A 21,397-nucleotide genomic window follows, 5' to 3' on the forward strand; every position below is an offset into this window, starting at 1 on the left:
GGCCACCGAATGACTTCTTCCACCACTCCCGCCACACACCTCGCCGTGGTCCGCGCGCCCGAGCCAGCCGTCGATGCGCCGCGCAACACATCGCCCAAGCCTTCGCACACCGCGCTCTGGCTGCTGGCCACCGTGGCCATCGTCTGGGGCATCAACTGGCCGGTGGGCAAGGCCACGCTCGCTTACTTGCCGCCGATCTGGACCGTCGCATTGAGAACGGCCGTGGGCGCCCTGGCCGTGCTCGTGCTGTGCGTGCTGACCCGACGACTGGTGCTGCCCAGGCGCGCGGACATCCCGGTCATCCTGAGCGTCGGCGTCTTGCACATGACGGCGTTCTCCGTGCTGTGCAGCGTGGGCCTGCAGCACGTGTCGGCCGGCCGCTCGGTGGTGCTGGCCTACACGACGCCGCTATGGGTCGTGCCCGGTGCCTGGCTGCTGCTGGGCGAGGTGCCCACGCGCTGGCGGCTGCTCGGCGCGGGCCTGGGCCTTGCGGGGCTGTTGCTGATCTTCAATCCACTGAGCTTCGACTGGCACGACCGGCGCGCGGTGGCTGGCAACGCGGCGGTGCTGCTGGCTGCCCTCTCCTGGGCCGGCAGCATCCTCTACGTGCGCGCGCACAAGTGGGTGACACCGCCCTTCGAGCTGGTGTTCTGGCATGCGCTGCTCGCCAGTTGCCTGTTGCTACCGATGGCCGTGGCCATCGAAGGCATGCCGCACATCGAATGGAACCTGACACTGGCCTCGCAGTTGCTCTACGGCGGGCTGTTCGGCATTGCGCTGGCCTCCTGGGCCATGACCACGGTCAACCGCATGCTGCCGGCGACGACGACATCGCTCGGGCTGCTGGGCGTGCCGGTGATCGGCATCGTGTGCTCGTCGATCGCGCTGCGGGAGCCGCTCAGCGTGGCCTTGCTGGCGGCGTTGGGGCTCATCCTCGGCGGCATTGCGCTGGGGATGGTGCGCAGTAGCAGCAGCAGGGCCTGATGGTCGTTGCCACGCCGCCCGCGCCAACCAGGCCGCGATGCTTCAGGCACCCGACTGCGGCTGCGTGCCTATCGACTGTCGCGCTTGCCCTGGGCGCGGCGATTCTGCGAGCCGGAGTGCGCGTGGAGCGCGATGTTCTCCGCCCGCTCCTTCAGCGGATTCAGGCGGGCGGCACGCGGATTGATGTCCAGGGGTGCAGCCAACGGTGCTGTGCCGGCAGCAGCGGAAGCAAGGGGCGACAGCGCTGCAGGCGCCTTCGCCGAATGATCGGCCACAGGCGCGACCGCGAGCGCGGCATGCTTGAGTTCCAGCGCCTGCTTGACGGCGGTCTTCAGGCTCAGCGGCTTGGCTGCCTTTTTTCGTGCCTTGCCCGGTCGCGCGGTCTTCGATGCCGCGGCGACGCCGGTGCCAGGACTGCGCGAGCCCTTGGCCTGCCGGGCCTCAGCGGCGTCCAACTGGGCCAAGCGGGCCTCAAAACGCTCCAGCACTTCCGCGAAGACCGTGGCCTTCTTCTGCGTGCGCTCGTTGTCGCCACCGGCTGCCGATCGCTTGCCGGCGCGCGCACCGCGCGTTGCGACGGTCTGGCGCCGGTACAGATCGCGGTACTTGTCGCGCAGGGCGCGTGCGCGCGTCACCTTTGCGCGCAGCCGTGCGGCGGTGAGCTCCTTGACCGGGCCCGCGCGGCTCTGGTCGAAGATCGCGAGCTCGGCGGCTGTCAGAAGCACGCGTGCCTGCGTGAGGGTAAAGGCCATGGGAATCTCCTTCATGTCGTTGACGCCAGGCTCTACACCCTAACGGCACTTCCGTGGCCGCCATGTGGGACTACGGCGCTTCAAGTGCGGCCTCGGGCTCGCCCATGTCCAGGCTCTTGTTTGGCACTTCAACGCCGATGCAAGATGCCCTGTCTCCACAAACACAAGCGATGATGAAGCTCAAAGACAAAGTGGCCATCGTGACGGGCGCCAAGCGCGGCATCGGCTACGCGATTGCCGCCCGTTTTCTCTCCGAAGGCGCGCGCGTGGTCTTCGCCGACGTGGTCGACGCAACGCAGGAAGCAGAAGCGTTTCGCAGGAACGGCGCCGACGCCATCTACGTCAAGGCCGATGTTTCCAGCGAGTCCGACGTGGCCGCGCTCGCGGAAAAAACATTGCAGGCTTACGGCCGGATCGACATCCTCGTGAACAACGCGGGCATCGAATTTGCAAAAACCATCGTCGACACCAGCGTGGCCGAGTGGGATCAGCTCATGGCCGTGAACCTCAAGGGCGTGTTCCTGTGTTCGAGGGCCGTGATCCCGATCATGCGCAAGCAGAAGAAGGGCGTGATCGTGAATGTCGCCTCGGAACTCGGACTCGTGGGCGAGGCCAATGTCGCGGCCTATTGCGCGTCCAAGGGCGGGGTCGTCATGCTGAGCAAGGCCATGGCCATCGACCACGGGCGCGAAGGCATCCGGGTCAACAGCCTGTGCCCGGGGCCGGTGACGACGCAGCTTCTTGAGGACGTGTTCGCATCCCACAGCGACCCGCAGGCGCTTCGCCGGACCTTCGAGGCATCGACGGTCCTCGGCAGGCTGGGAACGCCCGATGAAGTCGCAACCGCCGCCGTGTTTCTGGCAAGCGAAGACTCCGCATTCATGGCCGGCGCCGAGCTGGTGGTCGACGGCGGCTGGACGGCTCGATAAAGCGTCTGGGGCGGCGCAGCGCAGTCGCGCAGGGCCTGAACACCGCAAGAGGCTTTTGGCAAAAGGTGTCCTTTTCTAAGTGCATGTTGTCCATCCAGACATAGAAGGCCCTTTCACCTCGACCTACGATGAAACCAACTCCCGTCAAGAACCAGTTGGCCGTGCCCGCCCCTCATTTCCTGCGACTAGCGATCTCGTCCCTGCCCCCTCGTTGGGGTCCGGGCGCACTCGCTTGCGCCACGACCTGTCCTGATTCCCCCTGACCCCAACCTCGATCAGCTTCCCGAAGGAAGCAGGGGAGCCAGGACTTTTTCCGACTCCCTTTTCGAGGTTCACATGCTTGCTCAGCCACACACCAAATACCGCCTGTATCCGACAGTCGATCTGCCCGATCGGACCTGGCCCTCCCGCACCCTCACGCAGGCGCCTGCATGGCTGTCCACGGACATGCGCGACGGTAACCAGGCGCTGTTCGAACCCATGAGCCGACCGCGCAAGCTCAAGCTGTTCAATGAACTCGTGCGGCTCGGGTTCAAGGAAATCGAGGTCGGCTTTCCCGCCGGCTCGAAGACCGACTTCGACATCGTCCGCCACCTCGTGGACGACGGCCTGATTCCGCACGACGTCACGCCGATGGTGATGACCCAACTGCGCGAAGACCTGATCCGCGAAACGGTGCGCAGCGTGCGTGGCGCGCGACGGGCGATCGTGCACTTCTACAACGCCGTCGCGCCGGCCTGGCGCGAGATCGTCTTCGGGCTGAGCGTGCCGCAGATCATCACGATGGTGGAGCAGAACATTCGCCTGCTGCGCCAACTGACCGACGAGGCTTGCGAGACGCAGTGGGTGCTCCAGTATTCACCCGAGACCTTCTGCATGGCCGAACTGGAGGTTTCGCTCGCCGTGTGCAATGCGGCCATTGCCGCCTGGGACGCCGGCCCCACGCGGCCGATGATCATCAACCTGCCAACGACGGTGGAGGTGACAACGCCCAACGTGTTCGCGGACCAGATCGAGTGGATGCACCGGCGCCTCGCACGGCGCGAACATGTCGTGCTGTCGGTACATCCGCACAACGACCGCGGCACCGGCGTGGCCTGCGCCGAACAGGCACTGTTGGCCGGTGCGCAGCGCGTCGAGGGCTGCCTGTTCGGCAACGGCGAACGCAGCGGGAATGTCGACATCGTCACGCTGGCGCTGAACCTTTATGCACAAGGCATTTCTCCCAGGCTCGACTTCTCCGACATTGCCGCTGTTGCGCGCATCGCCGAGGAATGCACGTCGCTGCCGATTCACCCCCGGCATCCGTACGTGGGCGATCTGGTCTTTACGGCCTTCTCGGGCTCGCACCAGGATGCCATCTCCAAGGGCTTCGCCGTGCAAACCGCGGACGGGCCCTGGCGCGTACCGTATCTGCCCATCGACCCCCACGACATCGGACGGACCTACGACAGCATCGTGCGTGTCAACAGCCAGTCGGGCAAAGGCGGCATCGCCTACCTGCTCGAACGTGACCACGGCGTCGTGATGCCGCGCCGGATGCAGATCGAGTTCAGTGCGATCGTGCAAAAGCACGCCGAGGCGAGCGAGACTGAAATCAGCAGCGAGGAAATCTGGCGCATTTTCCAGGAGACCTACCTCGCCCCATCGCGCAAGACCCACGCCTGCCGGTATGTCGCCCACGCACTGGGAGACGGCGTCGATGGCGACACGCTGCACCTGGAACTCGACAGCACGGCGAGTGGCGGCGCATTCGCACTGAGCGGCCAGGGCAACGGGCCGATTGCGGCGACCATCGCCGCACTGAACCCATCCGTCCGCGTGGACAGCTACGAGCAGCGCAGCCTGGGGTCGGGCGCGGACGCCCGATCCATCGCCATCGTGGAGGTCGCGCATCCGTCCACCGCCGGCAGCCGCTTCGGCGTCGGCATCCACGAAAGCATCGCGACCGCCTCCGTCCTGGCCACGCTCAACGCGTTCAACCGTCTGGGTGTCGCATTGCAGGCGGCGCGCGCAGGGTCTCCAGCCATCGGCTAGCGAGAAGCGGGGCAAGCCACCCCATGGCTTGCCCCGGCCCCGATCTTTTTTTCGCCCCCCATTACGGGTTTCCGCGCCCTCGTTCGGCAACAGGATGAATTCATCTGAAACCGACAGAGGACCTCATCCGCCATGTGCCCTGAAATCCCTCCGCATGCCCGCATCGTGCCGCTGGACACACGTCCCGCGCACGGTGCTTCCTCGTTCGCGCTGCCCCAGGTGTTCTGGATCGCGCTCACCCTCGCCATGCCGATCGTGAGCCTCGCGGGCTGGTACTTCTTCGGGCGCGACAACTTCGGCGCCTGGGCCAGGGATGCATCGGAGCACTGGCTGATGCTGGGTTCCGCGGCGCTGGTCGTCGTGCTGCACGTCGTGATGCTGGTGATGCTGCTGGCGGAACCGAAAAAAGACCGTGGTGCCGGCAAGCGCACCGACAACACCCCCTGACACGGTTTTTTCGCGCTGCCATTACGGGTTTTGGCAGGCCCGTTCGGCATACGGATGCATTCACCTGAAACCCCAAGAGGAGCCGCCTCGTCATGCTTCAGCCAACTTCCCCCATCGCCGCCCGCCCGGAGGCCGCATGAGCGCCAGCACCAGCGCCCCCGGCCTGGCCGCGCCCTCTCTTCTGGCCCTCGGTGCCGCCTGGCTGACGGGCAAGGCATTCGGGCTGCGCACCCTCGCGCCGACGGGCACGCCGGGCCCCGGCGTCCACCGGCAGGAGCCCCACGCCGACCGCGAGCGCGTGGACCTGCGGCAACCGCTGCGCGCGATGCCCCAGGCCCATGGGCCGATGCTGGCGCGCCTGGGCATCCACCTCGATCTTTTCCTGCCGGACGATCCGCTGACCATCACCGCGGTCCCGGCCGACCTGTTCCAGCTTGTCGCGCACATCCTCGACGTGGCGGCCGGCGCGCTGCGCAAAGACACCACGCTGCATGTGCTGGCCCGCGCCGAAGGCCCGCATGCGGTGATCAACTGGCGCGACGCCAGCGTGGGCGCGCCCCGCCTCTCGCACGCTTTCGCCACGGCCGACAGCACGACGGCCGCCCGCGTGCTGGCCTGCCAGACGATCGCGGCACGGCACGGCGCGCGCATCTACGCCGCGCCTTCGCCGCTGGGCGACGCCTGCCTCACCGTGCGGTTTCCGCTGCACGGCCAGCGCGACACGCCCGCATCGGCCGCGATCCTCTGATGCCGACGCAGGGCCTGACCATGACGCTGCGATACATCCCTTCGCCCCAGCCGCCCACCCGCGACGCCGGCAATGCGGCCGCGCCCACCCTGTCGCGCCTGCGGGACTGGGGCTGCATCGGCTGCGCGGCCATCGGCCTGGCCGTCTCCATCAATTTCGGCACCTGCGGGCCGCAGAAACCCGCCAAGCCCTCCGCCAGCACCAACCTGTCCACGCTGGCGCCGATCATGCAGACGAGCCCCCGCAAGGGAGGCGAAGGAACCCCGCGCCAGAGCCTGCGCTGCCCGGCCCCGAAAGCCGCGCGCATGGCCGTCAAGACCACCTCGTCGTCCAGGCCGGACGAATTCGCTGTTTAAATATGTCAACCCAGTGAGACAGACTCATGCTCGCGACCCTCGCTGCGTTCCCGAACGACTTGCATCCCTCCTTCATGCCGGACCGCCCTCCCCACCGCAATGTAGAGACGCTCTACGGTGACCACCATGGCTGGCTGGTGGGCTGGCTGCGCCGCAAGCTCGGCAACGCCGGCGATGCCGCCGACCTCGCGCAAGACACATTCCTGCGCGTGTTGGGCCGTCCGCGCGAAGCCACCGAGGCGCGCGAGCCCCGCGCCTGGCTCACCACCATTGCGCACGGCCTCGTGGTCGACCATGTCCGGCGCCGCACGCTGGAGCGCGCCTGCCTCGAAGCCATCGCCAGCCTGCCCGAGCCGCAGGCGCCCTCGCCCGAAACCCAGTTGCTGCTGGTCGAGGCGCTGATGCGCATCGACACCATGCTCGACGGGCTCGCGCCCAAGGCGCGCAGCGCCTTCCTGCTGTCCCGGCTCGACGGCCTGAGCTATCCGGAGATCGCGCAGCGCCTGGACGTGAGCCTGAGTTCGGTCGAAAAATACATGGCAAGCGCGATCCGCCATTGCCTCTCGCTGCGATGAAACCCGCATTCCCCTCCACAGCCGCCCCCGGCAGCGAAAGCCCCGGCGACCTGCTCGACCAGGCCATCGCCTGGGCCGTACGCCTGGGCTCCGGCGCCGCCGACGACCGGGCGCACGAAGCCTGCAACGCCTGGCGCGCCGCTCATCCCACGCACGAGCAGGCCTGGCAGCAGGTGCAGACCGTCGAAGACGCCTTCCGCCAGGTGCCTCCGGTGAACGGCGCGCTGGCCCACGGCGCGCTGCAGGCGGCCACCCGCATGCGCACCCAGAGCCGGCGCCGTGCGCTGGGCGTCATGGGCCTGGCCGCCACCGGCGGCGTGCTCGGCCTTTTCGTCTGGCGCCAGGCGCCCTGGGTGCAGCGCGCCGAATACGCCACCGCCATCGGCGAGCGCAAGCGCGTGATGCTGGCCGACGGCACCGAGCTGAACCTCAACACCGGCTCCGAGGTGCAGGTGATGTTCTCGCCACGGCGCCGCCTGATCGTGCTGCGCCGCGGCGAACTCTTCGTGCGCACCGGCGCCGACAGCGGCGCGATGCTCGGCCACCGCAGCTTCTGGGTCGAGGCGCCGCATGCGCGCTTCGAGGCGCTGGGCACGCGCTTCGGCGTGCGCCAGGCGGACAACGAAACGCGGCTGTCGATGACCGAAGGCCGCGTGGCCATTCATGCCGGCGATGCGCCCGCCGTGATCGCGCAGGCCGGCGACGGCTACATCATTCGCGCCAACACCGCCGAGCCCCAACGCATCGTCGACCGCAGCTTCGAGACCGATGCCTGGACCGACGGCGCGCTGGTGGCCAAGCAGATGCGCCTGGATGCCTTCGTGGCCGAACTGGCGCGCTACCGCAGCACACCGCTGCAATGCGATGCGGACGTGGCATCGCTTCGGGTGTCGGGCGTGTTCCAGCTCGGCGGCCCCGACCCGGTCGGCCGCGCGCTCGAAGCGCTGGTGCGCACCTTGCCGGTTCGGCTTGAAAGCAGCACGGGGGACACATTGACTGTTTCCAGACGTTGAGACGGATTTTTCAGGGCCGCCCTCACGGGTTCTGGCGGTCCCTTGCGGCAAGGCCCACTTTGCTTCACGCGATGCTGTTCGGCACCGCGGTGGGATGGGCCGTGCCTGCCGAACGCGCCTGGGCCCAGGCGGGCGATGCCGCGCGCGTCACTTTCGAGGTGCCCGCGGGCCCGCTCGAAGACGCGCTCAACAGGCTCGCGCGCCAGGCCGGCATCACGCTGTCGTTCGACCCGGCGCTGGTGCGCGGCAAGCAGGCCGATGCGCTCTCGGGCAGCCTCACCGTCACCGAAGGGCTGGCCGCGCTGCTCCTGCCCCATCGGCTGGAAGCCGCGCGCGGAAGCAGCGGCGCCTATTCGGTGCAACCCGCCACGCCCGTGCAGGCGCAGGCCGCCGGCAATGTCGCACTGCCCACGCTCACCGTGACCGCCGAAGCCGAGGCCGAACGCGCAGATGGCCCGGTGCACGGCTACATCGCGCAGCGCAGCGCCACCGCGACCCGCACCGACACGCCGCTGATCGAGACGCCGCGCGCCGTCACCGTGGTCACGCGCGAGCAGATGGACGACCAGGCGGTGCACACCGTCGAGCAGTCGCTGCGCTACTCGGCCGGCGTGCTGACCGAGGTGAAGGGCTACGACCCGCGCCTGTCGTCGCTGACGGTGCGCGGCTTCGCACCGGCCGAGTTCCTCGACGGCTTCAAGCTCTACACCTCGAGCACCTACTCGGGCTGGCTGATCGAGCCGCAGGGACTGGAGCGCGTGGAGCTGCTGAAGGGGCCGGGCGCGGTCTACGACCCGGCCGCGCCGGGCGGCGTGATCAACATGGTGTCCAAGCGCCCTTCGGCCGAAGCGGTGCGCGAGGTCGGCCTGTCCATCGGCAACAACAGCCGCTACCAGGGCAGCTTCGACCTGGGCGGCGCGCTGAACGCCGACGGCAGCCTGATGTTCCGGCTCAACGGCCTGTTTCGCAGCAGCGGCGGCCAGACCGATTTCTCGCGCGACGACCGCAACTTCATCGCACCGGCCCTGACCTGGAAGCCTTCGTCGCGCACAAAGATCACGCTGCTGGCCGAGGTCACGCGCGACCGCATGACGCCCGAGAGCGCATGGCCGGTGGGCGCGCTCCTCACGCCGAACCCCTACGGCCGCATTCCCCGCGACCGCTTCGTGGGAGAACCGGGCGTGGACCACTACAACCGCAACGCGTCCTCGGTCACCTTCCTGCTGGCGCACCAGTTCAACGACAACTGGACCCTGCGCCAGAACGCGCGCTATGCCGCGCTCGACATCGACTACCAGCAGGTCTACGGCGAGTCCTTCCAGAGCGACCAGCGCACGCTCAATCGCGCCGTGCGGCGCCTGGTCGACAAGAGCCGCACCTTTGCGCTCGACACCCAGGTCGAAGGGCGCTTTCGCACCGGGCCGGTCGCGCACACGCTGCTGCTGGGCATGGACTACCAGCGCTACGTGAGCGACAAGAGAAGCGGCACGGGCCCCGCGTCTTCCATCGATGCCTTCGCGCCGGTCTACGGCGCACCGGTGACCGTGCCGGCGATCGCACCCGTGTTCAGCTCGACCTCGTTCGGATCGGCCGTCACGACCGACGGGCTGACGCAGTACGGTCTCTATGTGCAGGACCAGATGCGCGCGGGCCCGTGGTCGCTGGGGCTGGCCGTGCGGCGGGACCAGTCCCGCAACAGCTACGGCGGCAGCCTGCTGACGACGCCCGGCGCGGACACGAAGACCACCTACAACGCGGGCCTGCTGTACCTCGCGCCCAACGGACTGGCCCCCTACTTCAGCTACTCGACCTCGTTCACGCCACTGCCCGGGGCCCTTGCGAACGGATCGCTCTTCAAGCCGGAACTCGGGCGCCAGCTCGAAGTGGGGCTGAAGTACCGTCCCCCGGGCCTGGATGCGCTGTTCACCATCTCGGCCTTCGACCTGCGCAAGAACAACGTCACGACTTTCAACCCGTACCTGTTCAACCCCACGGCACAGATCGGCGAAGTGCGCACGCGCGGCCCCGAGTTCGAGGCGAGGGCCGCGCTGACGAAACAGCTCAAGCTGGTGGCCAGCTACACCTTTCTCGACGCGAAGATCACCCGCAGCCTGAACCCCGCCGAAATCGGCAAGCAGCCGGTGCAGACCGCGCGCAAGACCGCGTCGCTGTGGCTGGACTACCGCTTCGCCAATTCCGAATTGCGCGGCTGGAGCATCGGCGGCGGCGTGCGCTATGTCGACAAGGTGCCGGCCAGCGCGGACAACAGCCTGTACAACCCGGCCTACACGCTGGTCGATGCGGCACTGCGCTACGAGCACGGCCCCTACAGCTTCGCGCTGAACGCGACCAACCTGTTCAACAAGACTTATGTTGCGGGTTACGGCCAGTACTACGGCCAGGGCCGCGCGCTGCAGGCAAAGGCCACCTTCCGCTGGTAGCGCCTGTTCGGGCTCGGCTCAGGCCTGCTGCGCCTCGGTCAGCGCCTGCGCCGCCACCACCGCCTCGGTGCGGTTGCGCACGTTCAGCGCGCGGAAGATCGCGGCCAGGTGGATCTTGACCGTGCCCTCGCTGATGCCCAGGCTGCGCCCGATCAGCTTGTTGGGCTTGCCCTGCGACAGCAGTTGCAGCACCTCGACCTGGCGCTCGGTCAGCACGCTGCGCAGATGCTCCAGCGTCTGGTTGCCGCCGCGCGTCAATGTCTCGCCGTTCGACGGCGGCGTCACGCCGGCCACGATGCCGGGCGGCAGCGCCGTCAGCATCATCGGCGGCACGTACACGCCGCCGGCCAGCACCAGCCGCACCGCCGACAGCATGACCTCAGGCGAGTAGGCCTTCGGTATGAACCCGAGCACGCCGCGTTCGAGGGCACTGCGCATGATGGCCGGGTCTTCGTAGCCAGACAGCACGATCACCGGCACGGCCGGATGGCGCCTGCGGATTTCGTCGATGTGCGCCTGGCCGTCCGCGCCGGGCATGTTCAGGTCGATCAGGGCCAGGTCGAGGTCGTCGGTGGCCCCGGCAAGCAATTCGTCGACGCTCAACGCCAGGACGAATTCGATACCGGGCTCCAGCTCCGACAACTTGGCTTTGACCGCCTCGATGACGAGCCTGTGGTCGTCGGCGATCAGGATTTTCATGGCTTTTCCCCGTGTCCCAGCATGCGTCGAGCTGGCGGATGCCGAAGATACCGGCGATTGCCCCGCGCAGCAAGGCCGCCAGCCCCACCAACGGCATAGACCCCAAGCGGTATGGCGCCTGCCGCAACCCCTTTGAAAGAATGAACACCCACTCGAAGGAACCGGGGACATGGGCATGTGCCATCGCTGCAGACGCCGGTACAAGGCATCCTTCGCAATGCACCACTGAACGGGGGCACAGTCATGGCCCGCCTGTTCGACTGCTTCTCGGCATTCATCGCATTCGGCCTCGCGCTCGACGCCGCGATTGCCGACGGCCGCTCCACCCTGTCGCACGATGCGGCGCAGCAACAGGCGCTGCGGCTGCTCGACGCGGCACGCAACGACGCCGACGCATCGGGCACGCCCGCGCCGCAGGTCGAATCGGCCGCGTTCGCCATGGTCGCGTGGATCGACGAGATCCTTGCGCGTCACCCCGGCGCGGCCGGCGGCGCACCGCCGCTGCAGGCGCAGCTCTTCAACTCCAGCAACGCGCACAGCGAGTTCTTCCACCACCTCTCAGCCCTGACGGCGCAGGACGACGAAGTGCGCGAGGTCTACTGGCACGCGATGGCGCTGGGCTTCAAGGGCCAGTACTACTTCGAGGACGGCGACCAGGGCGAACTCGGCAAGCTCAAAGACCTGCACGGCCAGCAGTTGCGAATTCGCCCGCTGGCCACCGGCAGCCTGGCGCAAGACCACATCACGCCGCAGCCCTACAGCGTGCCCGACCCGCGCGGCCCCAACGACACGCGCCGCCGCGACCGGGCCCTGCTGCGCAGCGGCGCGGCGCTCGCCCTGCTGCTGCCCCTGCTCTACCTGCTGTGGCTCTGGTCGACCGGGCCGCCTGCAGCGGGCACGACGCTCGCACAGCGCATCGAACAGCATCTGCAGAGCTTTGCCTGCGCGGACCTCACGGCATCGGTCGACAAGGAAGGCCGCACGCAGGTGAGCGGCTTCGTCTCGCTGCCCGGTGACCTGCCGAGGGTCGAGCGCGAGGTGAGCGCCATGCCCGGCGTCAAGGCGCCGCGCTTCGACGTCGGCCTGCGCGTGTGGCCGCACTGCGAGGTGTTCGCCATCCTCAAGCCCTACCAGACCCGCGACCACGAGAAGGCCTACGGGCTCGACGTGAGCGCGCCCTCGGCCCGCGACGGCAAGCTGCGCGAAGGCGACAGCGTGCGCGTGCAGGTGGTGGCGCCACGCCACGACAGCTACATCTGGGTCGACTACTACACCACCGACGGGTCGGTCATGCATCTGAACACCGGACAGACGCCCACGCGGCTGCATGCCGGCGAAACGCTGGAGCTGGGCCGCGACATTCCATCGAGCTGGCTCGTGAGCCCGCCCTTCGGCAACGTGCTGATCACCGTGCTGTCGGCGCCGATGCCCTTCGGCGAAACCTCCGACCGGCCGCCCTACGAACTGGCCTCCGCCTACCTGCTGCGGCTGCGCGAGGCGCTCGCGGCCAGCAAGAACAGCGAGCGGCTGATCGCCGACTTCGTGTTCCTCGAAACGGTCTCGCGATGAATGCCCTGCTCTCGCCCACCGACCGCTTCTGGCTCCTGCTGGCGCTGTGCGCGCTCGGCTTCGCGCTGCTGTACGGCGTGGTGCACGACGCGGGCCGGGGTGCGCGCCGCCGCGCGCTGCGGCGGCGCATCGAAGCGCTGGGCTTGCCGGCCAGCGAGAGCGGCGAGCTGGCAGTCGACGCCCTCAAGGAAAGCATGGAGCAGGCGCAGCAGGCCCTGCGCCACGCACCCAGGCCACGAACGGCCGCGCCCGTTCCATGGCTCCTGTTCTTCGGCAATGCCGCCGCCGACCTGCAGGGCCTGCTCGCAACGGCGCACGGCGAACGCGTGCCCTCGCCCGAGCACGAGCACGAACCCACCGGCAGCGCCTGGTGGCACTGGTGGCTGACCGGTGCGACCGTGGCCATCGAGATCCATCCGCATGCGGTCGGCGATGCGGCCGGCACGCCGCCCTTGCGCAGCCTGTGGCTGCAATCGTTGCGCCTGCTGGCGCAGCGCTGCGAACGGCTGCCGCTCAACGGCCTGGTGGCATGCGTCGGCGCCAGCGACCTGCTGCACGCGGATGCGACGGAACTGCAGTCCCTGGCCGCCGGATTGCGCCGCGTGCTCGACGAGGCCAGCGACACCTTGCGCCTGCAGTTGCCCACCTACCTCGTGGTGACCGGGCTCGAACAGCTCACGGGCTATGCCACGCTGCGCGGCGCCCTGCCGCCCGAGGTGCTGGCGCAGGTGCTGGGCCACCGCCTGACCGATCCGTCCCCCGTCATCGACATGCCGGCCGGCGAGCGATTCGATGCCGTGTCCGATCCCATCGCACGGCAGTTGCACGGCCTTCGCATGGCCCTGCTGCGCGAGCAGGCCGGGCCGGCGGGCCGGCTCGCGATTCATGAATTCGTGGAAGCGGTGCGCGCGCTGCAACCTGCATTGCGGCAGTTCGCGCAGGTGCTGTTCGAGGGCCATGGCAAGGGCTCGCGCGCGCCGCGCTGGCGCGGCCTGTACTTCACCGCCTCGGCATCGCCAGCCACCGGCGGCGCTTTCGTCAACGACCTGTTCACGCACTTCCTGCCGGCCGACCAGCCGCTGGTGCGGCCGGGGCGCCCGCCCTCCAACACCGGGATGGGCGCGCTGTGAAGGCCGCAGCCCCGCGCCTACTTCGCGTCGATGCGGATCTGGCGCGCGCCGAAGGTCACGTTGAGTGTTTGCGGCTTGCCCGGCTCCACCGCGCGCACCTCGCGCCAGCGCGCGCGGTCGAGGTCGCGGAATGCCGCCATCACGCCGATGGCCTTGGCATCCGCCGGCAGGATGAGGTCGAGCTTCTTGCTTTCGCCGGGCCGCAGCAGCGCTTCTTCGCGTTGCACGAGTTCGGCGCCGAGCGTGGCCTGGTCTTTTTCAAACAGCGAGAAGAAATCGGCGCCCTCGAAGGGCCCCGACGACTTCAGCACATACACGCGCACCGTGAGCGGCGAGGCGCGCCCGCGTGCGTCGGGGTTGGCATCGGCACCTGCCACGAGCGTGATCGACACCGGCGTGACCACCGGCTTGCTCGCGCAGCCCGCGATCAAAAGACCCGCTGCAGCAAGGCCGAAGGCCGCGATGCGACGCCGCGAAGCGCCGCCAGAAAAGCCTTCATAGGACGAATGGTGTGTACCGAGCGTGCGCATGCTATTCCCTTCGTTGCATTGACCGGTCCTGACGCATCTTTGATTATCACCAGCGAACTCCAACAGGCAACATGCTGACTCCCGAACTTGCACAAGCACTGCTCGCGCCCATCGGCGAGGCCTCGCCATGCGGCGACGACCTGGAGTACGACGCGGACTTCACGGCGCTCGTGGCCGCCGCGCAAGGCAAGCCCGAGCAGCAGTTCGGCGACACCCTGATCCCCGCGGTCGAGCCCGAGTGGCGCGCCGTGGCCGAACAGGCCGATGCCATCCTGCGCCGCAGCAAGGACGTGCGTGCCGCGGTGCTGCTGCTGCGCGCCGCCACGCGCACGCAAGGCGTGACCGGCTTCACCGCCGCGCTCCAGTTGCTGAACGGCCTGCTCGACACCTTCTGGGACGGCATACATCCAAAGCTGGATGCCGACGACGACAACGACCCGACGATGCGCCTGAACGCGCTCGCGCCGTTCTGCGACGAAAACCAGACGATGCTGCGCGAGCTGTACGACGCACAGGTGGGCATGGCCCCCGGCGTCGGGCCGATCCGCGTGCGCGACATCGCCGTCGCCCACAACGTCCTGGACGCCGTGGGCGGCGAAGCCACCTACTCGGCCTCGCAGGTGCAGGGCGGCATCGAGGCCATCCAGGCGTCGCGGCCCGAACTGCTGCAGGCCGCGGTGGACGTGCTCGGCCTTCTCGACAAGCTGCAGGCCCTGCTGGTCGAACGCACCGGCCGCGCCGACGTGATCGACCTGAGCCCGCTTCGCACCGTGGCGCGCGTGCTGAAGAAAGCCTGCGGCGCCGTCGCCGGTGCAGCCGAAGAATCGCCGGCGGGCGCGGCGGACACCGGAGCCGACGGATCGCAGGCGACCGGCACGAGCGCCCGCCCCGCCGCACCGCGCGGCGAGATCCAGAGCCGGCAGGACGCCGTGCAGATGCTCGACCGCGTGATCCGCTATCTCGAACAGTCCGAGCCCGGCAACCCCGCGCCGCTGCTGATCGAGCGTGCCAAGAAGCTCATCGGCGTGAGCTTCCTCGAGATCATGGCCAACCTCGCGCCCAACGCGATGGACACCATCGAAACCGTGACGGGCAGACGCCCTTCCGAGTGACTAGGCAAAAACCCGACCCGCACCCCATTCACACCCGCAAGGAGCATCTCCATGGCCAAGAGCAGTCAGAAATTCATCGCCCGCAACCGGGCGCCACGGGTCCAGATCGAATACGACGTCGAACTCTACGGCGCCGAAAAGAAGATCCAGCTGCCCTTCGTGATGGGTGTGCTGGCCGACCTGTCGGGCAAGCCGGCCGACCCGCTCGCGCCGGTGGTCGACCGCAAGTTCCTGGAGATCGACGTCGACAACTTCGACTCGCGCATGAAGGCCATGAAGCCGCGCGCCGCATTCGCTGTCGAGAACTCGCTCACCGGCGAAGGCGACCTGAAGGTCGAGCTGACCTTCGAGAACATGGACGACTTTTCGCCCGCCGCCGTGGCCAAGAAGGTCGGCGCGCTCAACAAGCTGCTGGAGGCACGCACGCAGCTGTCGAACCTCGTCACCTACATGGACGGCAAGGGCGGCGCCGAAGACCTGCTGGCCAAGGTGCTCGAAGACCCGGCCCTGCTGCAGACGCTGGCCGCCAGCAAGAAGCCCGATGACGGCGCCACGCCGGCCGCCTGAATGAACCCCACTTGAGCAACGAGGAGTAACCCACCATGGCCGAAGCACTCGAACAGAGCGCGCTGAAAGATGTCGCGTACGCGGGCAGCGATTTTTCGTCGCTGCTGCAAAAGGAATTCAAGCCGCGCAGCGACGAAGCCAAGAGCGCCGTCGAAGCCGCCGTGCTCACGCTCGCGCAGCAGGCGCTGAGCAACAGCACCGTCATCGGCAAGGACGTGACCAAGTCGATCCAGGCCATGATTGCCGCGATCGACGCCAAGCTCACCGAGCAGGTGAACAAGATCATTCACCACCCCGACTACCAGAAGCTCGAGAGTGCATGGCGCGGCCTGCACTACATGGTGAACAACACCGAGACCGACGAGAACCTGAAGATCCGGGTGATGGACATCTCGAAGGTGGAGCTGGCCAAGAACCTCAAGAAGTTCAAGGGCGCGGCCTGGGACCAGAGCCCGATGTTCAAGAAGATCTACGAACAGGAGTACGGCCAGTTCGGCGGCGAGCCCTTCGGCGCGATCGTCGGCGACTACCACTTCGACCAGAGCCCGCCCGACGTCGAGCTGCTCGGCGAGATGGCCAAGATCGCCGCCTCGGCGCATGCGCCCTTCATCACCGGCGCAAGCCCCAACCTGATGCAGATGGAGTCGTGGCAGGAGCTGGCCAACCCGCGCGACCTGACCAAGATTTTTCTCACGCCCGAGTACGCCGGCTGGCGCACCCTGCGCGAGTCGGACGACTCCAAGTACCTGGGCATGTGCATGCCGCGCTTCCTGGCGCGCACGCCCTACGGCGCCAACACCAACCCAGTGGAAGAGTTCGACTTCGAGGAAGACACGGCTGGTGCCGACCACAGCAAGTACGCCTGGGCCAACGCGGCCTATGCGATGGCGACCAACATCAACCGCTCGTACAAGCTCTACGGCTGGGGCTCGCGCATCCGCGGCATCGAGTCGGGCGGCGCGGTGGAAAACCTGCCGCTGCACACATTCCCCAGCGACGACGGCGGCGTCGACCAGAAGTGCCCCACCGAGATCGCCATCAGCGACCGGCGCGAAGCCGAGCTGTCGAAGGCCGGACTGCTCTCGCTGATCCACCGCAAGAACTCCGACTTCGCGGCCTTCATCGGCGCGCAGTCACTCAACAAGCCGGCCGAGTACGACGACCCGGACGCCACGGCCAACGCCAACCTGGCCGCGCGCCTTCCCTACCTGTTTGCCTGCAACCGCTTTGCGCACTACCTGAAGTGCATCGTGCGCGACAAGGTCGGCAGCTTCAAGGAGCGCGAGGACATGCAGCGCTGGCTCAACAAATGGATCATGAATTACGTCGATGGCGATCCCGCCAATTCGTCGGAAATCACCAAGTCGCAAAAGCCGCTGGCAGCCGCCGAGGTGGTGGTGGAAGAGGTCGAGGGCAACCCCGGCTACTACACCTCCAAGTTCTTCCTGCGCCCGCACTACCAGCTCGAAGGCCTCACGGTCTCGCTGCGGCTGGTGTCGAAGCTGCCTTCGGGCAAGGCCGCCGCATGACGGTGGCATAGGCCGTCGGGCGTGTTTGAAATCCCGGCGTTTCTTTCGTCTTCAAGGCACTACCGCCAGCGGCCAAGGGGCCCGAGGCGGTAGGCCCGAAACCTCACAGATCGTCATCAACCCATCGCCCGAAGAATCTTGGGCCCAACAGGAGTAGCAACATGGCATCCGATTTCCACATCAAGTTCGACGGCGTCACCGGCGAAGCCAGCCACAAGGACCACAAGGACGAGATCGAAATCTCGTCCTGGTCGTGGGACGTGAGCAATGCCTCGGGTGCGGCCGCGGGCGGCGGCTCCGGCAAGGGCAAGGCAACGCCGGGCGTCTTCAACTTCGTGCATACCTTCGACAAGGCGTCCCCGGTGCTCGCCAAGAACTGCGTGACCGGCAAGCACTTCAAGGACGCCGTGCTGACCTGCCGCAAGTCCGGCGACGGCCAGGGCGAATACCTGAAGGTCACGATGAAGGAAGTCTTCATCTCCCACGTCGCACCGGCCGGATCGCAGGGCGGCGACGTGATGGAGAACGTCGCGGTGACGTACAAGGACATCGAGTTCTCCTACAAGGCCCAGAACGACAAGGGCGCCACCACCGGCGACGTCAAGTTCGGCTGGAACGTCGGCTCCACGGAAACCCGATAAGCCATCGACACCCGTGCTGCGCCAGGCGGCATTCGGACGACGCACGCCGTCCGGCGGCCGCCGCCAGCCCAAGGAGCACACATGGCACACACCTACATCACCAACCTCGGCGGGCACGCCTACAACATCGACTGGGCGGTGGGCGTCACGGGCACCAATGCCAAGGCTGACGTCATGCTGGTCCAGTCGCTGTTCAACATCCTGTACTTCGACCACGACGGCAACCCCGGCGAAAGCCGGTCGCAGCGGTACTTTCCGCCCGCGGATGCCGGCCCCCTGGCAGTCGATGGCTACTACGGACCGTTGACGCAGCGCTTCATCGACCAGTTCGAGGACACGTTGCGGGCCGCCGACGGATGGACCATGCGACCGGACCGACGGATGGACCCTTTCATGGGAGGCTCGCCCAGTCCGATCCAGCATGAGGCCTATGCGCTGACGCTACTGGTGCGCTTTTGCCACTTCGGGGACATCGACACCGGCCGGTACTCCTACCGGGATCTGCCGATCAACCCGTCAACGTCGCCTACGCTGCGCGATGCATTGCACCGGCGCAAGAAGGTGCCGGACCAGTACGCCTACCACGCGCCGAAGAAGCCTGTCTTCAATCCCTGAAGACGCCGGCAGCCCGGCCTCAGGAAGTCAACGCCGCCGTCATGGCGGCGTTCAGCTTTGGGCGTTCGCCGACGCTGCAGGCTGCGCGGCCACCGGCTCGTCGACCTCGGCCAGCAGCCGCGTCTCGTCGCTGTCTTCATGGATCACCCACAGCGTCAGCGCCGTGTAGTTGTCATGGCCCGGCTTGGCATGGGCCCTGATCTGCGCATCGAGCAGCTCGGTCCACTGGCTCGGCGTGCGGCAGGCGTGCAGCGTGTCGACCAGCAGCTCGTCGCCCAGCGGCTCCCACACGCCGTCGCTGCACAGCAGCAGCACGTCGCCGGGCAAGAGGCGCATGCGATCCGACACCGTGATGTCAGGCGCCTCCTCGATCGAGCCCAGCGCCGACAGCAGCATGTTGCGTTGCGGATGCAGCCGCGCGCCTTCTTCGTCGAGCATGCCGCCGGCCACCATCTGCTGCACCAGGCTGTGGTCGGTGGTGCGCGCCACGATGGCGCCGCCGCGAAACAGGTAGGCCCGGCTGTCGCCGCTGTGCACCCAGGCCAGCGCCTGGCTTTCGAGATCGATGGCCGCGAACACGATGGTCGAGCGCATGCCCGCGAGCTTGCCGCCTTCGGCCTGGCGTGCCACCACATCGAGGTTGGCCTGCTCGACCAGTCTGCGCAGCACAGACTCATCGAGACCGGGCGCGGCCGAGAAGCCGCCCAGCACGCTGCTGCGCGCGATGGCCGCCGCCACGTCGCCGCCGCCGTGGCCGCCCGCGCCATCGGCCACGAGGCATGCAACGTAGCGCTCGTCATGCCAATGGCCGAACACGTCTTCGTTGTAGTTGCGGCCGCCCTGCCGGGAGAGCGTGACGATTTCGATTTCCAAGCGGGGTGCCTCGCTTCAGCTGGGGGTGTTGTTGTTGTCGTTGTGCTTCAGGCGCGCCATCTGCTCTTCATAGGCTTCGAGGAACGCCTTGCCGAAGAGGTTGTGGAAGTCGTCCTCCGCCTCGCTCGCGATGCCGCCGTAGAGCGCCACGAACTGGTCCCACAGCTTGGCCTTGCGGTTGGCGCTGAAGAGCGCATCGAGCGCGGTCTTCGCGCTGATCTTTTTTTCCAGTTCGGCCGGCTCGAAGCGAGCGATGACATGGGCCAGCGCCGCGCGCATGCCCACCATCACGCCGAACTGATGCGCGCGCAGATCGTTGAAGGCGTCGCGCATCGCGGCCTCGGGCGGCATGAAGCCGCGGACGCCGGGGCCCAGCAGATGGGCCAGCGCCACTTCGACCGTGGGCGAGAACTTCAGCGGGTTGTTGGCCTGCGCTGCGATCATCGTGACCTCGGCGCGCACTTCGCGCTTGAACTCCTGGCGCGTGAGCAGCAGTTGCAGCGTGCCTTCGGTGGCGCTACGCAGCATCGAGCCGATGCGCTCCATCAGGCCCGGCGTGAGCATCTCGGGCGGCTGGTGCGTGCTGGCCAGGCCGCGCAGGAAGGCGGCGAGCAGTTCGTCGTCGGCGGCGCGCTCGGCGCGCGGCGTGGTTGATGTGACCGGCGCGGGGGCATGTTGCACTGGTATCGGTGCCGGTGCCGGCGCTGGCGCAGGCATCGGCGGCAGCGCCGGCACCTCGGCCAGCTTGCCCGTGGGCTCCGGCCCGCTGATGCGGATCGGCTGCCCCGTCATGTCGTCGAAGCGCGGCAACTCTTCCGCGAGCAACGACACAGGTGGTGCAGATGGTGCAGGCGGCACCGGTGGCGCCACCGCCTTCGGCGGCGTGAAGCCGAAGCGGTCGATCGGCAAGTGATCCGATCGCGGCGTCGGCGTGGATGGCGCGGCATGCTGGAACGCCGCCAGCGGATCTTCCGAAGAGGCCGTGTTCGGCTGCAGCAAGGGATCGGCCAACGGCGACAACGCGAGCGGATCGCCGCCGATGCCGCCACCGCCGTCCATGCCGCCGAACAGCGCATCGATGCCCGCCGCCTTGCCGTGCGCGGGTGGCGCACCGAGGTCGGAGAAGTCGTCGAGCGCGCCCAGGCCCGCAGCGGGTGCCGATGCGGGCGTGGGCCCCAGCAGATTGGCGAAGGGATCGACCTGCGCGGCATGCGCGTTGCGCGAGCCGCTCTCCATCGGATCGGGGAACAGCATCGCATCGGCCGGCGGTGCGGACGCCGCAGGCGTCGCCGGCTTGGCCGCAACCGGCGAGCCAAGGCCGGCGAGCAGGTCGGCAAAGGGATCGTCGCCCGACGGTGCGGCGACGGTCAGCGGTATCGCCTCGACGGCGGGCGCAGCGCCCGCACCGGCACCCGCTGCAACCGCGCGCACGACCAGCTCGAAGCTGCCGATGACCAGGCGCGCACCGTCCGTCAGTGCGGCCTCGTTGCCGGCGCCCAGCGACTGCCCGTTGCACTGCATCGGGTTGCTGCCCCGGTCGATGATGAAGTAGCTGCCGTTGCGGCACAGCACCTGCGCATGCACGCGCGACACGGTGCGGTCGGGGTCGTCGAGCACCAGCGTGTTGGTGTCGGCGCGGCCGATGGTGCCGCCCTGCGGTCCGAACCCGGCCACCATGGGCTGCCCCGCGGGCGTGCCTTGCCGGGTGATAACAGCGATTTGGATCATGAACCGGCCCCCGGGCGACGCCCATACACCCTTCGCACATGCGAACGAAAAGGCTCACAGGGAGTATTCATTCCGGGGGACACCTTGGCAATCTCGCCGTAAGAGATATGCCTTTGCGCGCA

At 67.9% G+C, this 21,397-nt stretch carries 21 protein-coding genes; 16 read left to right on the forward strand and 5 right to left on the reverse strand.

Annotated elements, in window-relative coordinates; genetic code table 11:
• Positions 1 to 9 precede the first annotated feature (9 nt).
• Positions 10 to 984: a DMT family transporter gene (locus tag ACSFB7_RS08885; RefSeq protein WP_435469099.1), complete on the forward strand. Its 975-nt coding sequence runs from the start codon at positions 10 to 12 to the stop codon at positions 982 to 984.
• A gap of 68 nt (positions 985 to 1,052) precedes the next feature.
• Here the strand turns inward: ACSFB7_RS08885 and ACSFB7_RS08890 are convergent, their stop codons facing one another.
• The gene (locus tag ACSFB7_RS08890; RefSeq protein ID WP_435469101.1) at positions 1,053 to 1,736 is read right to left on the reverse strand and encodes a hypothetical protein; all 684 of its coding nucleotides are present in this window, start codon (positions 1,734 to 1,736) and stop codon (positions 1,053 to 1,055) included.
• A 170-nt stretch (positions 1,737 to 1,906) separates the two neighbouring features.
• On the opposite strand from ACSFB7_RS08890, the gene ACSFB7_RS08895 reads away from it, so the two are divergent.
• The 8 genes from ACSFB7_RS08895 (at position 1,907) to ACSFB7_RS08930 (ending at position 10,282) form a co-directional block, all read left to right on the forward strand.
• Positions 1,907 to 2,665: an SDR family NAD(P)-dependent oxidoreductase gene (locus ACSFB7_RS08895; RefSeq protein ID WP_435469103.1), complete on the forward strand. Its 759-nt coding sequence runs from the start codon at positions 1,907 to 1,909 to the stop codon at positions 2,663 to 2,665.
• 336 nt (positions 2,666 to 3,001) lie between these two features.
• Positions 3,002 to 4,702, forward strand: a complete 1,701-nt coding sequence (locus tag ACSFB7_RS08900) for a 2-isopropylmalate synthase (RefSeq protein ID WP_435469105.1) — start codon at positions 3,002 to 3,004, stop codon at positions 4,700 to 4,702.
• A gap of 132 nt (positions 4,703 to 4,834) precedes the next feature.
• A complete protein-coding gene (locus ACSFB7_RS08905) occupies positions 4,835 to 5,149 on the forward strand; it encodes a hypothetical protein (RefSeq protein ID WP_435469107.1) in 315 nt (104 codons plus the stop codon).
• A 136-nt stretch (positions 5,150 to 5,285) separates the two neighbouring features.
• The gene (locus ACSFB7_RS08910) at positions 5,286 to 5,897 is read left to right on the forward strand and encodes a histidine kinase (RefSeq protein ID WP_435469109.1); all 612 of its coding nucleotides are present in this window, start codon (positions 5,286 to 5,288) and stop codon (positions 5,895 to 5,897) included.
• Positions 5,898 to 5,917: 20 nt separating this feature from the next.
• Positions 5,918 to 6,253: a hypothetical protein gene (locus ACSFB7_RS08915; protein WP_435469111.1), complete on the forward strand. Its 336-nt coding sequence runs from the start codon at positions 5,918 to 5,920 to the stop codon at positions 6,251 to 6,253.
• A gap of 74 nt (positions 6,254 to 6,327) precedes the next feature.
• On the forward strand, positions 6,328 to 6,828 hold the full coding sequence (locus ACSFB7_RS08920; RefSeq protein ID WP_435469957.1) for a sigma-70 family RNA polymerase sigma factor: 501 nt from the start codon (positions 6,328 to 6,330) through the stop codon (positions 6,826 to 6,828).
• Complete coding sequence (locus tag ACSFB7_RS08925) at positions 6,825 to 7,841, forward strand: FecR domain-containing protein (RefSeq protein ID WP_435469112.1); 1,017 nt, start codon at positions 6,825 to 6,827, stop codon at positions 7,839 to 7,841. The genes ACSFB7_RS08920 and ACSFB7_RS08925 overlap by 4 nt, the downstream gene beginning before the upstream one ends.
• A gap of 71 nt (positions 7,842 to 7,912) precedes the next feature.
• Positions 7,913 to 10,282 (forward strand): TonB-dependent siderophore receptor, encoded by a 2,370-nt coding sequence (locus tag ACSFB7_RS08930; RefSeq protein WP_435469114.1) that lies wholly within the window; start codon positions 7,913 to 7,915, stop codon positions 10,280 to 10,282.
• A gap of 18 nt (positions 10,283 to 10,300) precedes the next feature.
• On the opposite strand, the gene ACSFB7_RS08935 is transcribed toward ACSFB7_RS08930, so the two are convergent.
• Positions 10,301 to 10,981 (reverse strand): LuxR C-terminal-related transcriptional regulator, encoded by a 681-nt coding sequence (locus ACSFB7_RS08935; RefSeq protein WP_435469116.1) that lies wholly within the window; start codon positions 10,979 to 10,981, stop codon positions 10,301 to 10,303.
• Between the two features lie 243 nt (positions 10,982 to 11,224).
• Here ACSFB7_RS08935 and ACSFB7_RS08940 point away from each other — a divergent pair, with 243 nt between their 5' ends.
• Together ACSFB7_RS08940 and ACSFB7_RS08945 are read left to right on the forward strand one after the other, a co-directional pair.
• Positions 11,225 to 12,550, forward strand: coding sequence for a DotU family type IV/VI secretion system protein (locus ACSFB7_RS08940; RefSeq protein ID WP_435469118.1), 1,326 nt, complete (start codon positions 11,225 to 11,227; stop codon positions 12,548 to 12,550).
• Positions 12,547 to 13,680 carry a type VI secretion system protein gene (locus ACSFB7_RS08945; RefSeq protein WP_435469120.1) on the forward strand — a complete coding sequence of 378 codons (1,134 nt, stop codon included), beginning with the start codon at positions 12,547 to 12,549 and terminating at the stop codon, positions 13,678 to 13,680. Before ACSFB7_RS08940 ends, ACSFB7_RS08945 begins: the two co-directional genes overlap by 4 nt.
• Before the next feature lie 17 nt (positions 13,681 to 13,697).
• Here the strand turns inward: ACSFB7_RS08945 and tssJ are convergent, their stop codons facing one another.
• A complete protein-coding gene (gene tssJ / locus ACSFB7_RS08950) occupies positions 13,698 to 14,210 on the reverse strand; it encodes a type VI secretion system lipoprotein TssJ (RefSeq protein ID WP_435469122.1) in 513 nt (170 codons plus the stop codon).
• A 71-nt stretch (positions 14,211 to 14,281) separates the two neighbouring features.
• On the opposite strand from tssJ, the gene tssA reads away from it, so the two are divergent.
• The 5 genes from tssA to ACSFB7_RS08975 all read left to right on the forward strand — a co-directional run bounded on the left by tssA (position 14,282) and on the right by ACSFB7_RS08975 (position 18,674).
• Entirely contained in the window at positions 14,282 to 15,322 is a 1,041-nt protein-coding gene (tssA, locus tag ACSFB7_RS08955) for a type VI secretion system protein TssA (RefSeq protein WP_435469124.1), read from the forward strand.
• A 51-nt stretch (positions 15,323 to 15,373) separates the two neighbouring features.
• On the forward strand, positions 15,374 to 15,889 hold the full coding sequence (gene tssB / locus ACSFB7_RS08960; RefSeq protein WP_435469126.1) for a type VI secretion system contractile sheath small subunit: 516 nt from the start codon (positions 15,374 to 15,376) through the stop codon (positions 15,887 to 15,889).
• A 35-nt stretch (positions 15,890 to 15,924) separates the two neighbouring features.
• Positions 15,925 to 17,418: a type VI secretion system contractile sheath large subunit gene (gene tssC / locus ACSFB7_RS08965; RefSeq protein WP_435469127.1), complete on the forward strand. Its 1,494-nt coding sequence runs from the start codon at positions 15,925 to 15,927 to the stop codon at positions 17,416 to 17,418.
• Positions 17,419 to 17,579: 161 nt separating this feature from the next.
• A complete protein-coding gene (locus tag ACSFB7_RS08970) occupies positions 17,580 to 18,059 on the forward strand; it encodes an Hcp family type VI secretion system effector (protein ID WP_435469128.1) in 480 nt (159 codons plus the stop codon).
• Positions 18,060 to 18,140: 81 nt separating this feature from the next.
• The gene (locus ACSFB7_RS08975) at positions 18,141 to 18,674 is read left to right on the forward strand and encodes a peptidoglycan-binding domain-containing protein (RefSeq protein ID WP_435469130.1); all 534 of its coding nucleotides are present in this window, start codon (positions 18,141 to 18,143) and stop codon (positions 18,672 to 18,674) included.
• A 51-nt stretch (positions 18,675 to 18,725) separates the two neighbouring features.
• Here the strand turns inward: ACSFB7_RS08975 and ACSFB7_RS08980 are convergent, their stop codons facing one another.
• Together ACSFB7_RS08980 and tagH are read right to left on the reverse strand one after the other, a co-directional pair.
• On the reverse strand, positions 18,726 to 19,547 hold the full coding sequence (locus ACSFB7_RS08980; RefSeq protein WP_435469132.1) for a PP2C family protein-serine/threonine phosphatase: 822 nt from the start codon (positions 19,545 to 19,547) through the stop codon (positions 18,726 to 18,728).
• Positions 19,548 to 19,562: 15 nt separating this feature from the next.
• On the reverse strand, positions 19,563 to 21,275 hold the full coding sequence (tagH, locus tag ACSFB7_RS08985; RefSeq protein ID WP_435469134.1) for a type VI secretion system-associated FHA domain protein TagH: 1,713 nt from the start codon (positions 21,273 to 21,275) through the stop codon (positions 19,563 to 19,565).
• Between the last annotated feature and the right edge of the window lie 122 nt (positions 21,276 to 21,397).

The sequence above is a fragment of the Variovorax raffinosi genome, from assembly GCF_051216615.1.
In the GTDB taxonomy this organism is placed as follows: Bacteria; Pseudomonadota; Gammaproteobacteria; order Burkholderiales; family Burkholderiaceae_C; genus Variovorax.

Excerpts from the sequence above, each read along its gene's own strand:
- ACSFB7_RS08940 (WP_435469118.1), top strand. The coding sequence starts at position 11,225 with ATGGCCCGCCTGTTCGACTGCTTCTCGGCATTCATCGCATTCGGCCTC.
- ACSFB7_RS08890 (WP_435469101.1), bottom strand. The coding sequence starts at position 1,736 with ATGGCCTTTACCCTCACGCAGGCACGCGTGCTTCTGACAGCCGCCGAG.
- ACSFB7_RS08915 (WP_435469111.1), top strand. The coding sequence starts at position 5,918 with ATGACGCTGCGATACATCCCTTCGCCCCAGCCGCCCACCCGCGACGCC.
- tssB (WP_435469126.1), top strand. The coding sequence starts at position 15,374 with ATGGCCAAGAGCAGTCAGAAATTCATCGCCCGCAACCGGGCGCCACGG.
- tssJ (WP_435469122.1), bottom strand. The coding sequence starts at position 14,210 with ATGCGCACGCTCGGTACACACCATTCGTCCTATGAAGGCTTTTCTGGC.
- ACSFB7_RS08930 (WP_435469114.1), top strand. The coding sequence starts at position 7,913 with ATGCTGTTCGGCACCGCGGTGGGATGGGCCGTGCCTGCCGAACGCGCC.
- ACSFB7_RS08935 (WP_435469116.1), bottom strand. The coding sequence starts at position 10,981 with ATGAAAATCCTGATCGCCGACGACCACAGGCTCGTCATCGAGGCGGTC.
- ACSFB7_RS08910 (WP_435469109.1), top strand. The coding sequence starts at position 5,286 with ATGAGCGCCAGCACCAGCGCCCCCGGCCTGGCCGCGCCCTCTCTTCTG.
- ACSFB7_RS08885 (WP_435469099.1), top strand. The coding sequence starts at position 10 with ATGACTTCTTCCACCACTCCCGCCACACACCTCGCCGTGGTCCGCGCG.
- tagH (WP_435469134.1), bottom strand. The coding sequence starts at position 21,275 with ATGATCCAAATCGCTGTTATCACCCGGCAAGGCACGCCCGCGGGGCAG.
- tssA (WP_435469124.1), top strand. The coding sequence starts at position 14,282 with ATGCTGACTCCCGAACTTGCACAAGCACTGCTCGCGCCCATCGGCGAG.
- ACSFB7_RS08970 (WP_435469128.1), top strand. The coding sequence starts at position 17,580 with ATGGCATCCGATTTCCACATCAAGTTCGACGGCGTCACCGGCGAAGCC.
- tssC (WP_435469127.1), top strand. The coding sequence starts at position 15,925 with ATGGCCGAAGCACTCGAACAGAGCGCGCTGAAAGATGTCGCGTACGCG.
- ACSFB7_RS08900 (WP_435469105.1), top strand. The coding sequence starts at position 3,002 with ATGCTTGCTCAGCCACACACCAAATACCGCCTGTATCCGACAGTCGAT.
- ACSFB7_RS08895 (WP_435469103.1), top strand. The coding sequence starts at position 1,907 with ATGATGAAGCTCAAAGACAAAGTGGCCATCGTGACGGGCGCCAAGCGC.
- ACSFB7_RS08920 (WP_435469957.1), top strand. The coding sequence starts at position 6,328 with ATGCCGGACCGCCCTCCCCACCGCAATGTAGAGACGCTCTACGGTGAC.
- ACSFB7_RS08905 (WP_435469107.1), top strand. The coding sequence starts at position 4,835 with ATGTGCCCTGAAATCCCTCCGCATGCCCGCATCGTGCCGCTGGACACA.
- ACSFB7_RS08975 (WP_435469130.1), top strand. The coding sequence starts at position 18,141 with ATGGCACACACCTACATCACCAACCTCGGCGGGCACGCCTACAACATC.
- ACSFB7_RS08925 (WP_435469112.1), top strand. The coding sequence starts at position 6,825 with ATGAAACCCGCATTCCCCTCCACAGCCGCCCCCGGCAGCGAAAGCCCC.
- ACSFB7_RS08945 (WP_435469120.1), top strand. The coding sequence starts at position 12,547 with ATGAATGCCCTGCTCTCGCCCACCGACCGCTTCTGGCTCCTGCTGGCG.